Genomic DNA, 12,132 nt, shown 5'->3' on the forward strand with positions numbered 1-12,132 from the left:
TTTATTTTAGTATTTTTAGGTAAATTTTCTGAGTTTCATTATTCAGTTTCACAGTAGGAAACTGCTTATCATAATCAATAAATATATCTCCTTTTTCATCAGCTTTTCCGTTGCCATCAGAATCCCAGCTTATTGTTACATAATATTTTGCCGGTCCTGCAGGTTTTGGATTGATCTTGCTTTCAGCATCTTTAGGTATTGGCAGATTGATGGTGAAGGGTATCGACTTCTGCTCGTATTCTTTTTCTGTAATTAAAGTAGCGGGAGCATCAGCCAGTTTTTCATCCATTCCATACAAGCTTACTTTTAGCAATGCACTTTTTATGGTAAAATTATCTGTTCCTGAAAATTCTATTTTAATATTTTCGGGAAGTGTTTCTGAAGCTGAGACAGCAGCTGGATTTTCAGCAGTTTTCTTTACTGGTTTGGTGCAGCTTGACAGCATCAATGTACCTGCTGCTGCGAATAATAAAAGGTGATTTCTCATTTGTTCTTTATTTTGTTACTATGTAAAGTATATTTCACTGGTCATAGATAACAAATTTCATACCTCATTTTATTCTTACTATATTATAGAGAATTTACTGCATTCTGAGCCTTCTTTGTCAGGGATTTAAAAACCAAATCATAGGAATGGTCAATGAGTTTAAAGATCAGATCTCTTTTTAAACCCTCTGCTGTTACAGAGTTCCAGTGAGTTTTGTTCATGTGATAAGCCCCTGTGATCTGAGGATATTGTTCACGGAGTTCTGCACTCCATTCGGGATCTGTTTTTACATTTATCGATAACGGCTGTCTTTCAAGGCCCATCAGTAAAAACATTTTGGTGTCTACTTTTAACACAAGAGTCTCGTTATCAAACGGAAAGCTTTCCGTAACTCCTTTTTTGGTAAGACAGTAATCTAAAATTTCGTTGGCATCCATGCAATTATTAGTAATGGTTGATAAGCAATTAGTAATGATTAAATGATATAATTCTTTAATCTTTAATTCAAATTTAGTAAATTTAAGAAAGAAATAATCTCACAAAACCACAATTATTATGAAAGCTTTGGTAATAGGTGCTACAGGTGCCACAGGAAAAGATCTGGTCAATCAGTTATTGAATGACAAAGAGTTTGATGAAGTGGATATCTTTGTAAGAAAGCCTGTTGATATTCAAAATGATAAGCTAAAAGTTCATGTGGTGAATTTTGAAAAACCAGAGGAATGGAAAGATATGGTGAAAGGAGATGTGGCGTTTTCGTGTCTGGGAACAACTTTAAAGGATGCCGGAAGCAAAGAAGCCCAGAAAAAAGTAGACTTTGACTACCAATATGAATTTGCGAAAGCTGCGAAAGATAATGACGTAGAAGATTATATTCTGGTCTCGGCTTATGGAGCGAGTCCACAATCTAAGATTTTCTATTCCAAAATGAAAGGTGAACTGGAAGAAGCTGTAAAGCAGCTGCATTTCAATAAGATCACTATTTTTAAGCCGGGAATGCTGGAACGAACAAATTCTGAGCGAACCGGAGAAGTTTTAGGCAGCCGGATTATAAAATTTGCCAATAAACTAGGGTTATTACAAAGCCAAAAACCGCTACCCACCGATATTCTGGCAAAAGCAATGATCAAATCTTCAAAAATAAAAAGTAATGGATACTCCAGCATAAAGCTTGGAAATATTTTCTGTTTTGCGGAGAAAACCAATGAATAATTAAAAGATGCGGGGTTCGGGTTTCGGGGACATGTTAAAGTTGAAAATTTTCTTATTAATTTCCCTAAAAACTAAAACCTGCTGCCTCTCATCTATTACCTGCTATTTTGTGGTTTTACTTCCCATTTTTTGCCCTAGCTTTTCATATTCGATATCATTAGGTTCCCAAAGTTCTATTTTGTTTCCTTCTATATCCATAATATGAACAAATTTTCCGTATTCATAAGTCTCCATCTTATCAACAATAGTAACATTTTCTTTTTTAAGCTGCCCGATCAGTTTTTCAAGGTTTTCTACCCGGTAATTGATCATAAAATCTTTTTCTGAAGGCTGAAAATATTTTGTTTTTTCACTGAAAGGACTCCATTGGCTGAATCCTTTTTTAGAATTATCCGCTCCCTGATACCACTCAAATACAGATCCGTATTCATTGGTGGCAAGTCCCAGATGGCCTTCGTACCATTCTCTCATCTTTTTAGGGTCTTTACATTTAAAAAAGATTCCACCAATGCCGGTTACTCTTTTCGTTTCATCAGATTTATTTTCTGTAACGGCTTTAAAAGCAAATCCTAACATAAAGGAAGCCAGGATACAAAGGGTAAAAATTATTTTCTTCATAAGGAATCATTAATGGTTGTAAAATAAAAAAAGTGGATGTAAACACCCACTTGTAAAAATATACTTTTTTCTCTTTATTTCAGATATTTTGTAATAGCCCCATCAGTAGGCTTTGTAGTACTTACAAAAGAATCGATCAGTTTTCCGTTTTCGTCAACAAGGAATTTGGTAAAGTTCCAAAGGATGGTTGTGTTCTTTACTCCGTTTAACTCCTTTTCTGTTAAGTACTTGAATATTGGAGCAGTATCATCTCCTTTCACAGAAACTTTAGCAGCCAAAGGGAATGTCACCCCGTAATTTTTCTGACAGAAAGCGCCAATTTCAGTATTGGTTCCGGGTTCCTGTCCTCCAAAATTATTGGCAGGAAATCCTACAACAACCAATTTATCTTTATATTCCTCATATACTTTCTCGAGATCAGCATACTGAGGGGTAAACCCACATTCTGAAGCGGTATTGACGATCAGGATTTTTTTTCCTTTGAAATCTGCAAAATTGATTTCTTTCCCATCAAGACTTTCTACTTTGAAGTCGTATATTGTTTTTCCCATAAGTTCTGTGGTTTTGGCTTTAGAAATTTCACTTTTTTGGTTGGTGCAGCTTTGCAGGAATGCGATACAAGAAAGCATCATTAAAAAAATATTTTTCATTTTTTATCATTTTATGCAGGCGGACTGCAGTTGAATTAAAATTTAAAAATGTTAGCCGGAAAAACTTTGTTGATTTCTACTTTGTTTAGTAACATCACATAATCTCCGTCTTTTTTGGTACTGGAAGACTCAATTCTGAAAGGCATGATAATATTTCCAACTTTTTTAAAATCAGAATAGATCAGCGTTTCATCTTTTTTCACTTCTTTTAAAAGCATATAAGTCTTTGTATCAAAATAATACATGTTCTTATTGACATTTTTGGTAAGTTCCACTTTATGGCAGTAGATCTCTCCTACTTTTTCTTTTCCAAGGTATTTGGCATCAAAACCTTTATTTTCCCAATCAATGAAGTCATTATCAAAACTTTCCGGTACATATTCAGGGTATTCCTGAAGCTTATTTGCGGCATAGTTCATTGCATATCCTTTTGTTCCATCAAAACCTTCAATTGCCGTTTCTTTTCCGCCGGTAGTAATTAATGTTTTAGTAAGATTCGGACGCTGCTGATAAATTTTTATCGGATATTCATCTTTGATTCCCAATACCACTTTTCCCTGAAGCAATACAGAATTTAAAAGTTTCCAATTGGTTAACCCTCCGGATAATTCAATGTTTTTGTCTATAATTTCCTTTGCGGTCTGTGCCAATATCACATGCGAAAATATCAGTCCAAATACTAATAGTAACTTCTTCATTAATTTTATTTATAAATTCAAATATAGGGGGATTTATGTAAAATTGCAAAAAAAGGCGAAAGAGCAAATCTGTGCATCTGCTTTTTCGCCTCAACATTTTTTAAATCAGCTTTCTGGCTTTTTCCAGATCTTCCGGTGTATCAATACCTACTCCTATAAAATTGGTTTCTATCATTTTGATTTTCATTCCATATTCCAGGTAACGGATACATTCAATTTTTTCGGATATTTCCAATGGTTTCATTTCCAGTTTTGAAAACTGCAACAGCGCTTCTTTCCTGAAAGCATAGACCCCAATATGTTTAAAATAGCTTAAATCATAAGAAACTTCCCTGTGAAAAGGAATTACGGAACGGCTGAAATACAAAGCAAAATTATTATTATCAGTAATAACTTTTACATTATTCGGGTTTTCAACTTCCTCTTTTTCATGCAGCTGTATTTTCAGAGATGCCAGGGAAATCTCCTGCTGATCATCGTGTTTAAAGACTTCTATCAGCTGCTGTAATGGTTCCAGTTTAAGAAAAGGTTCGTCTCCCTGAACATTAATCACAATATCGCAGTCTATATTCTGTACGGCTTCTGCAATACGGTCGCTTCCAGTCTCATGCTGTCCTGTCATAACGGCTTTTCCGCCATTCTGTTCGATTTCATCAAAAATAATTTCAGAATCTGTTGCTACAAATACTTCGTCAAACAGTCCGGTTTCCACTACATTCTGATAGGTGGTCGTAATAACGGTTTTTTCTCCTAAAATCTGCATTAGTTTCCCGGGAAAACGGCTTGCTTCGTAACGTGCAGGGATGACAGCAATTATTTTCATTCAATAAAAATATTAAGTAATTCTCTTTAATTCAACAGGTTTCATTCCAGTACTTACAAAAGTTGAAATGTTCCTTTTATATTGAGATCAAATGTAGTGAAAAGTATCTTATTTACTCTACAAAACAGAGATTTCGACAGTTTAAAAAGAGAGTTTTACGCCTACCATATTATATTCCCATTGGCGGGATGCCGTAAAGTTGAGATTATATTTTGTTTTTCCGATGGTTCCCTCTGATGAAGTATATCGGCTTTTTGATATTGTTTTTCCTATAAAATATCCCATTAATAAAGCTAGCGGGTAATCTGAAGCCCAGTGAACTTTACTTTGCATCATCTGAAAACATAAGGCTCCTGCTAAGGTGTATCCTACCGGTTTTATCCATTTTGCATCAGGATAATTGTCTGCTATCACAGTGATTCCAGCCATAAAGGTTGTTAAATGTCCGGACGGCATTGCATCGTAATTTGAGGTGTTCTTTCCAAATTCTGAAAAGCTTGGAAAAGGATTCCAGGCGCCTCCTTTATTACCGTTGATCTCTGCAATAAAAGGACTTTCTCTTCCGGTAATTCTTTTAATGGTTTGGGTGAAAACTCCGGAAAGAATTAAACTTTCCACCAAACCACTGGCTGTAGCCTGCGCCCTGTAATCATTTTTAATCAAACCATATGTTCCGAAACCAATTCCCAGCAAAACCAGCGTGGAACCATTTCCAATAAGATATAAAGTAGAGCCTATATCTTTAGGAATTTTAAAAACACCGCCTATTTTGTTGTAATTATTATCTTTATCCATTCCCCATCTTTCTCCCAACTCTCTTGAATTGTCAATCAGTTTCTGATCCACCGGCAAGAGGATCAGAGTAGCTGCAACAGCGCCTCCAAGATAATAAGCATGATCTTTGGCAACAAAATCTTTATTTGTATTGATAAAATTTCTGGGTAACTTCGTTACAAAATCCAATAATTTGGGCTTTGGGTAAGTTCTGACGGAACCATCTTTTAAGGTGTACGTCTGTACTTTTGGCAGCTCAGATTCCTTAGATAGTTCTTTTATTTTCAATGTATCAACTTCTTGTGAGCATACCAGTATTGAAACTGGTAAGAGTAGAAATCTCAGTTTTTTCATCGTGTAATTTTCGACTTTATTATATTCAGGTGTGTAAAAGTCTCAAAGATAATTCCTAGATGAGTGTTGTACAAAGTGGTTGTTTAACTTTTAATGTTTATTTAATCTTTTACAGATAAACGCACATCTAATTCAAATACTTGATGTTTATATTGTATTTGAAATGCTTCGACTCCGCTCAGCATGACACAATTAATACTCATTTGGGATTTAACGATGCCATGCCGGACAGAGTCGAAGCATATATTTTTATGTAAAGACTACTTTAAATTGTTCAAAGCACTTTCCAGTTTTGGAAGCATTACCTTGATCTCATCGGTAGCCAATCCACCTACAGAAGCACGGAACCAAGGTTCAGATTTGTCTTCTCCGAAGGCTGAGAATGGTACTAAAGCCACTCCTGCTTCATTGATCAGATAAAATACAAGGTCTGAGGAGTTTTCAATCACAGCTCCGTCCGGTTTTGTTTTTCCGATATAGTTTAACTTAATGGTAAGATAAAGAGCTCCCATTGGTTCGATACTGTCTACTGAAAGTCCTTTTCCTTTTAAATCCTGAACTCCGTTGTGAAGAACTTTTAAACTCTCTTCAAGCTTACCTTTAAAATCCTCAACGAAAGTGTCTACATTTTCTGAATTTTCATAGAATTTAGCAGTGGCTTCCTGCTCTGGTTTTGGTGCCCATGCTCCAACGTGAGTAAGAAGCGCTTTCATTTTATCAAGGATATGCGAAGGCCCGAATCCCCATCCTACACGTACTCCTGTTGCTGCAAGGCATTTTGAAATACCGTCGATATAGATTGTGTAATCTTTCATTTCAGGGAAAAGAGAAACCGGATCTACATGCTCAGCTCCAAAAGTAAGACAGGAATAGATCTGGTCATACATTAAGTATAACGGTTTTTCATCTGCTCCTCTTTTTTTGTTTTCAGCGATTACCAATTCACAGATTTCTGAAAGCTGCTCTCTTGTAAACATGGTTCCCGTAGGATTCAAAGGTGAACAAAGTGCCAATAACACAGCTCCATCCAAATGAGGTCTTAAATCATCTGCTGTTGGAAGGAAGTTGGTTTCAGGTTTTGTTTTTACTTCTACAGCATTGGCAGAAGTAAGATAAGCATAGTGATTGTTGTTCCATGATGGTGTAGGATACACTACTTTATCTCCTTCGTCTACGATAGTTTTGTATACGGCATAGATCAAAGGTCTTGATCCGGCAGTGATCAAAATATCCTCCGGAGAATAGTCCAGGTTCCATCTTTTTTTAAGGTCTTTGGAAACTTCTTTTCTTAAAGATAAAAGTCCGTTGGCAGGCGGATAATTCGTCAGATTATTCTGATATGCTTTCTGAATCTCTTCCTTCAGCAATGCCGGAATAGGATAGATATTAGAATTCAGATCACCAATAGTAAGATTGGCAATTTCCGCTCCTTTTGCTTTTAAATCATTTACTTCGTTACCAATTTTTACAATTTCAGAACCGATCAGGTTCGCTGCTAATTTTGAAACTTTCACTTTTTCTTATTTTAAATTTATATTATCGTTCCCCATGAATCTTCTCATATATTTGATCTACGGTGTTTTCAGAGCATTAATCCAATTTCAAATCTGTTTTAACAGCTCCGATTTTAGCTTCCAATGATTTTAATTTATCTCTGAAGTCTGCTTCTGAAGCAACAGAGTCTTTTACAGAAACATAAAACTTGATTTTTGGCTCTGTTCCTGAAGGTCTTACGCATACTTTGGTTCCATCCTGGGTGTAATAGATCAATACGTTAGATTTTGGAATATCATTCATTACTTTTTTCTCGTTGGTAGAAATGGTAAGGCTTGTCTGTTCTTTGAAATCCTTTACTTCTTCCACTAATGATCCAGCCAGTTCTTTTGGAGGGTTTTCACGGAAGTTTTTCATCATATTTTCAATCTCTTCAGCGCCTTCTTTTCCTTTTCTTACAATGTTGATTAATCCTTCGTAATACATTCCAAGGTCTTCATAGATCTCAATCATGTACTGATACATTGTTCTTCCGTTCGCTTTGCACCATGCGGCAATTTCACAGGCTAAAAGGATACTTCCACAAGAGTCTTTATCACGAACGAAATCTCCGGTCATAAATCCGAAACTTTCCTCACCACCACACACAAATTTCTGTGTTCCTTCTGCTTCACGGATCATTTTTCCGATCCATTTGAATCCGGTAAGACCTACTTTACATTCTACCCCGAACTTCTGTGCAATATCAAAGAAGATATCTGAAGTTACGATCGTAGAACCGATAAATTCTTTTCCTGTAATTCTTTCCTGCTTTCTCCATTCATTCAGGATGTAATAAGTAAGGATCGTATTGGTCTGGTTCCCGTTCAACAGCTGCATTTCACTATCAAGATTTCTCACCGCAATTCCCAATCTGTCCCCGTCCGGATCTGTTCCGATTACAATATCTGCATTGGTAATTCTTGCAAGATCCATTGCCATTTCCAGTGCTGCAGGTTCTTCAGGGTTTGGAGAATCTACTGTAGGGAAATTTCCGCTCGGGATCATTTGTTCTCTCACAAGATCCACTTTCTTGAATCCTGCTTTTTTAAGAGCTTTAGGAACAGTTGTATAGGTTGTTCCGTGGATTGACGTGAAAACAATATTTAAATTTTCTTTTCCAACATTCTGATAGGTAGAGTTTTCAATACATGCATCGATATATACGTCATCCTGCTCCTCTCCGATCCACTCGATCAGATCATCATTTCCGTTGAATTTAATTTCTTCAAATTTCACAGAATATACTTCATTGATAATCGCTTCATCATTAGGCGGAACAATCTGTGCTCCGTCATTCCAGTATACTTTATAACCGTTATATTCCGGTGGATTATGAGAAGCTGTCAGTACAATTCCTCCGTTACATTTTTTATCACGAACGGTGAAAGACAATTCCGGAGTGGGTCTGTGATCTTTGAAAAGCAGTACTTTAATTCCGTTTGCAGTCAAAACATCAGCTACCAGCTTTCCGAATTCTTTTGAGTTATTACGAACATCATAAGCGATAGCCACTTTAATCTCTTCACCTTTGAATTGCTGTAACATGTAGTTTGCCAATCCCTGTGTAGCCTGTCCTAATGTATATTTATTCAAGCGGTTGGTTCCTACTCCCATTATTCCACGCATTCCTCCTGTCCCGAATTCCAGTTCTCTGTAGAAAGAATCTTCCAGATCTGGAGAATTGCTGTCGATCAACGTCTGTACAGCATCTCTTGTTTCTTTATCGAAGGTATCACTTAACCAAAGTTTCGCTTTTTCTAGTGTATTCATATTTATGTCTAAGTTTTTTAAGCTGGAAGTGGGAAGCTGGAGGCAGGAAGTTATATTGTGCCTGGCTTCAAAATTCCGGCTTTGTTTTAATTTTTTCTATTTTTATTTCTAAATAAGTTTGGAAGTAAATTTCTAATCTGGAAAATAAGAAGTATGAAAAACTAACACTACTCCCAGCTTCCAGCTTCTTTCTTCCAACCTTATTCTATTCTTTTACCTGATTCCTAAAAGCCACAATCTGATTCATCAAATTATAACTTTCATGATATAATTTATTAAATTCTTCTTCAGTAATATATTCTCTGTTTTTTGCTTTATATAAACAGGTGACTGTCTCTGCTAAAGATCGAATTGAGTATCCTAAAAATTTTTTAAATTCTAATTTTGACTGCAAAATACATCCCTCAGAAATATTCAGTGCAATCGAATCGGAAGCTCGTCTTATTTGTGAAGTTAAATTAAACATTTCATCCTTTGGAAATTTTTGAGACAATTTAAAAATAAACTCTCCAAATTCCATAGATTTCTGCCAAATTACTAACTTTTCAAATTTAAAACTCATATTCCTTTTTAAGCTGGAAGAGGGAAGCTGAAGGCAGGAAGTTATATTGTGCCTGGCTTCAAAATTCCGGCTTTGTTTTTATTTATTTTATTTTTTATTTTTAAACTTGGGAAGCAAACTTCTAATCTGGATAGCAAGAAGTATGAAAACTAACATGACTCCCAGCTTCCAGCTTCAGGCTTCCATCCCAAATTACTCTAATTTCTTATTTTCAACTTTCGTCGTCTTATCAATCTTAAAAGCCCTGATCGGATCGTTATAGTAAACAAATTTTGCTGTATTCTGGATATTTCCTTTCAAAGAATCTTTCACATTTACTTCTGCATAATTTCCGTTTTTAGAATCGATATTCAGATTGGTAATTTTCCAATACGGCGCAATTAAACTTGCTGTATCTGAAATCTTTATAACGGCCTCTTTGGACAATCCAAGGAAATTGGCGCGGCTTCTGTTGTGCATTTCCACCTCTGCCCTTCTGGTATTTACAGATCCCATGAAGCTTGCATTATTTTTCATATTAAGTCTGAAATTGTCGGTCTTTATTTCACTTGAAATATTCACTTCCACAGAGTCGGAAATAGCTACTTTTTCCAGATTATATTTTGAATAAATCGTTACGTTGTAAAAATCTACACCTTTTGTACCTCTTTTTTCTTTAATGAAAAGTGTTTTGTCTTTTACATCTACATCCAGATTGCTCGCCACATTCGGATAGGTTTCAATTTCTACAAAATTCTTTGGCCCTTTGGCATAAAACACACGGAATTTCCCTTCCAGATCAAGATTGACAAACTCTGAAACATCCACATCCTTCTTTTCAATATTTCCTTTCGGAGAAACTTTTCCACAGGAAACTACTGCCATCAGCATCAATGTGTATACAACTTTTTTCATATTTAATTTTAAATATTCTATATTATAACCGTAAAGATATTTACTGAAAATCTTTGAAAGCATTTTCATAGCTCTCACTGGACTTTCAATATTACTTTTGAACAAAAATAGGATTAAAATTTCTAAAAATCTTTGTCTTTTGACAATAAAATACCTGATAATTTTCAATTTTTTGCTTTTCGGAAAAGACTATTTCTCTTTCCTTTTATTTTTTTATAAAACCAGGTTTTAGGGCTGCCAGCCAGTGAAAACAAAAGCAGATGATCTTTACTTATACCTGAAATTTTCATTGGAGTTGCTTCTTTATCATCATTATACTTCATTTTCAACAAATTATTTTCTATCTGATAAGTCCCGCTATTCCCCATCGAACTGAAAGTTTTATCCTTATAAAAAGTGAGAATTCCTGTTCCGTATCTGGAATTGTTTATCTTGGTTTTCAATGTATCTGTCTGATGGATTTCCCCATCATAAATATCAATAAATTCCCAGGAGCCAGAAAGTTTATTTGATGAACATGAGGTTGTAAAAAGTAAAAGAAAATAACAATGAATAGGTTTGAGTTTAAACATCCGGATTAAAAGTTTTTATAAAATTACAAAAAGCACCCTGCTTACAGAGTGCTTTTTATGTATTGAAATTGGAATGATTATTTAGCGTAACCACCCCGTCAAAAATTCTTTGAATTTTCGCCACCCCTCCAGAGGATGGGAATGGTCATACATCGACTAAAGATTTACATTAACAGATTATTTTCAGTATGTTTAACTGAATATACCCCTCTGAATTTATATCACCTCATCAATATTATAATTCTTGTGCTCACGATTGGTTCTGATAATCATTTCTCCTAAGAATCCTGCTACAAACAGAAGGCTTCCCAAGATCATCATTGTTAAAGCGATAAAGAACCAGGGATTATTGGTAATTAAATGTCCGTAAATCCCTCTTGCAACATCAATCAGTTTAGAAATTCCCAGCCAAAGTGCAGAAAGAAAACCAACAATAAACATTAACGTTCCTACTGCTCCGAAGAAATGCATTGGTCTTCCTCCAAAACGGCTTACAAACCAAAGCGTTATCAAATCCAGAAAACCTCTTACAAATCTTTCTGTACCGAATTTTGAAGTTCCGTAAGGTCTCGCCTGATGCTGTACTTCTTTTTCGGTAATTCTTCTGAAACCTGCATTGGCAGCCAGTACCGGAATATAACGGTGCATATCTCCGTAAACATCAACAGATTTTACAACCTGCTTTTTGTACGCTTTCAAACCACAGTTGAAGTCATGAAGATAAACTCCTGAAACTTTTCTTGCTGCTGCATTGAATAATTTTGACGGAATATTTTTCGTCATTACATTATCAAAACGTTTCTTTTTCCAACCGGAAACAATATCATAATTATCATGGATCACCATATTGTATAGTTCCGGAATTTCTTCAGGGAAATCCTGAAGATCGGCATCCATGGTAATTACCACATCTCCGTTTGTTCTTTCAAAGGCTGCATGAAGAGCCTGTGATTTTCCATAATTTCTGGAAAATTTAATAGCGTGGATCTGAGGATACTGAACTTTCATATTCTCAATAATACTCCACGACAAATCCGTACTTCCATCGTCTACAAACCAGATTTCATAAGATAAATCGCTGGTTTTGCATACTTTATCAATTCTTGAAAAAAGCTCTTCCAGAGAGTCTTCTTCGTTCAGTAACGGAATAACTATAGATAAATTCATTTAATTTTAATAAAA

The 12,132-nt window shown here is 35.4% G+C and carries 14 protein-coding genes; 1 reads left to right on the forward strand and 13 read right to left on the reverse strand.

Annotation, left to right across the window (positions count from 1 at the left end):
* Position 1: 1 nt before the first annotated feature.
* Together FN817_RS10935 and FN817_RS10940 are read right to left on the reverse strand one after the other, a co-directional pair.
* Entirely contained in the window at positions 2-487 is a 486-nt protein-coding gene (locus FN817_RS10935) for a hypothetical protein (protein WP_228451535.1), read from the reverse strand.
* Between the two features lie 83 nt (positions 488-570).
* Complete coding sequence (locus FN817_RS10940; RefSeq protein ID WP_142717959.1) at positions 571-924, reverse strand: MmcQ/YjbR family DNA-binding protein; 354 nt, start codon at positions 922-924, stop codon at positions 571-573.
* Positions 925-1,042: 118 nt separating this feature from the next.
* Here FN817_RS10940 and FN817_RS10945 point away from each other — a divergent pair, with 118 nt between their 5' ends.
* On the forward strand, positions 1,043-1,699 hold the full coding sequence (locus FN817_RS10945) for an NAD(P)H-binding protein (RefSeq protein ID WP_142717960.1): 657 nt from the start codon (positions 1,043-1,045) through the stop codon (positions 1,697-1,699).
* 102 nt (positions 1,700-1,801) lie between these two features.
* Here FN817_RS10945 and FN817_RS10950 read toward each other — a convergent pair whose 3' ends face one another.
* The 11 genes from FN817_RS10950 to FN817_RS11000 form a co-directional block, all read right to left on the reverse strand.
* Positions 1,802-2,317 (reverse strand): VOC family protein, encoded by a 516-nt coding sequence (locus FN817_RS10950; RefSeq protein ID WP_317129979.1) that lies wholly within the window; start codon positions 2,315-2,317, stop codon positions 1,802-1,804.
* A gap of 74 nt (positions 2,318-2,391) precedes the next feature.
* Positions 2,392-2,967: a glutathione peroxidase gene (locus FN817_RS10955; protein ID WP_142717961.1), complete on the reverse strand. Its 576-nt coding sequence runs from the start codon at positions 2,965-2,967 to the stop codon at positions 2,392-2,394.
* A 35-nt stretch (positions 2,968-3,002) separates the two neighbouring features.
* Positions 3,003-3,665 (reverse strand): outer membrane lipoprotein-sorting protein, encoded by a 663-nt coding sequence (locus FN817_RS10960; RefSeq protein WP_142717962.1) that lies wholly within the window; start codon positions 3,663-3,665, stop codon positions 3,003-3,005.
* Between the two features lie 100 nt (positions 3,666-3,765).
* Complete coding sequence (kdsB, locus tag FN817_RS10965) at positions 3,766-4,488, reverse strand: 3-deoxy-manno-octulosonate cytidylyltransferase (protein WP_142717963.1); 723 nt, start codon at positions 4,486-4,488, stop codon at positions 3,766-3,768.
* Positions 4,489-4,629: 141 nt separating this feature from the next.
* Positions 4,630-5,616: a phosphatase PAP2 family protein gene (locus FN817_RS10970; protein WP_142717964.1), complete on the reverse strand. Its 987-nt coding sequence runs from the start codon at positions 5,614-5,616 to the stop codon at positions 4,630-4,632.
* A 260-nt stretch (positions 5,617-5,876) separates the two neighbouring features.
* Entirely contained in the window at positions 5,877-7,130 is a 1,254-nt protein-coding gene (locus FN817_RS10975; RefSeq protein ID WP_047425502.1) for a pyridoxal phosphate-dependent aminotransferase, read from the reverse strand.
* A 76-nt stretch (positions 7,131-7,206) separates the two neighbouring features.
* Positions 7,207-8,922 (reverse strand): phospho-sugar mutase, encoded by a 1,716-nt coding sequence (locus FN817_RS10980; RefSeq protein ID WP_142717965.1) that lies wholly within the window; start codon positions 8,920-8,922, stop codon positions 7,207-7,209.
* Positions 8,923-9,127: 205 nt separating this feature from the next.
* Positions 9,128-9,484 carry a four helix bundle protein gene (locus FN817_RS10985; RefSeq protein ID WP_142717966.1) on the reverse strand — a complete coding sequence of 119 codons (357 nt, stop codon included), beginning with the start codon at positions 9,482-9,484 and terminating at the stop codon, positions 9,128-9,130.
* Positions 9,485-9,676: 192 nt separating this feature from the next.
* Entirely contained in the window at positions 9,677-10,378 is a 702-nt protein-coding gene (locus tag FN817_RS10990; RefSeq protein WP_142717967.1) for a GIN domain-containing protein, read from the reverse strand.
* A gap of 164 nt (positions 10,379-10,542) precedes the next feature.
* On the reverse strand, positions 10,543-10,950 hold the full coding sequence (locus tag FN817_RS10995; RefSeq protein WP_142717968.1) for a lipocalin family protein: 408 nt from the start codon (positions 10,948-10,950) through the stop codon (positions 10,543-10,545).
* A 216-nt stretch (positions 10,951-11,166) separates the two neighbouring features.
* The gene (locus FN817_RS11000) at positions 11,167-12,117 is read right to left on the reverse strand and encodes a glycosyltransferase family 2 protein (protein WP_142717969.1); all 951 of its coding nucleotides are present in this window, start codon (positions 12,115-12,117) and stop codon (positions 11,167-11,169) included.
* Positions 12,118-12,132: the final 15 nt, after the last annotated feature.

Origin of the sequence: Chryseobacterium rhizoplanae (genome assembly GCF_900182655.1) — a bacterium.
Lineage (GTDB): Bacteria > Bacteroidota > Bacteroidia > Flavobacteriales > Weeksellaceae > Chryseobacterium > Chryseobacterium rhizoplanae.

Excerpts from the sequence above, each read along its gene's own strand:
- FN817_RS10935 (WP_228451535.1), bottom strand. The coding sequence starts at position 487 with ATGAGAAATCACCTTTTATTATTCGCAGCAGCAGGTACATTGATGCTG.
- FN817_RS10940 (WP_142717959.1), bottom strand. The coding sequence starts at position 924 with ATGGATGCCAACGAAATTTTAGATTACTGTCTTACCAAAAAAGGAGTT.
- FN817_RS10945 (WP_142717960.1), top strand. The coding sequence starts at position 1,043 with ATGAAAGCTTTGGTAATAGGTGCTACAGGTGCCACAGGAAAAGATCTG.
- FN817_RS10950 (WP_317129979.1), bottom strand. The coding sequence starts at position 2,317 with ATGAAGAAAATAATTTTTACCCTTTGTATCCTGGCTTCCTTTATGTTA.
- FN817_RS10955 (WP_142717961.1), bottom strand. The coding sequence starts at position 2,967 with ATGAAAAATATTTTTTTAATGATGCTTTCTTGTATCGCATTCCTGCAA.
- FN817_RS10960 (WP_142717962.1), bottom strand. The coding sequence starts at position 3,665 with ATGAAGAAGTTACTATTAGTATTTGGACTGATATTTTCGCATGTGATA.
- kdsB (WP_142717963.1), bottom strand. The coding sequence starts at position 4,488 with ATGAAAATAATTGCTGTCATCCCTGCACGTTACGAAGCAAGCCGTTTT.
- FN817_RS10970 (WP_142717964.1), bottom strand. The coding sequence starts at position 5,616 with ATGAAAAAACTGAGATTTCTACTCTTACCAGTTTCAATACTGGTATGC.
- FN817_RS10980 (WP_142717965.1), bottom strand. The coding sequence starts at position 8,922 with ATGAATACACTAGAAAAAGCGAAACTTTGGTTAAGTGATACCTTCGAT.
- FN817_RS10985 (WP_142717966.1), bottom strand. The coding sequence starts at position 9,484 with ATGAGTTTTAAATTTGAAAAGTTAGTAATTTGGCAGAAATCTATGGAA.
- FN817_RS10990 (WP_142717967.1), bottom strand. The coding sequence starts at position 10,378 with ATGAAAAAAGTTGTATACACATTGATGCTGATGGCAGTAGTTTCCTGT.
- FN817_RS10995 (WP_142717968.1), bottom strand. The coding sequence starts at position 10,950 with ATGTTTAAACTCAAACCTATTCATTGTTATTTTCTTTTACTTTTTACA.
- FN817_RS11000 (WP_142717969.1), bottom strand. The coding sequence starts at position 12,117 with ATGAATTTATCTATAGTTATTCCGTTACTGAACGAAGAAGACTCTCTG.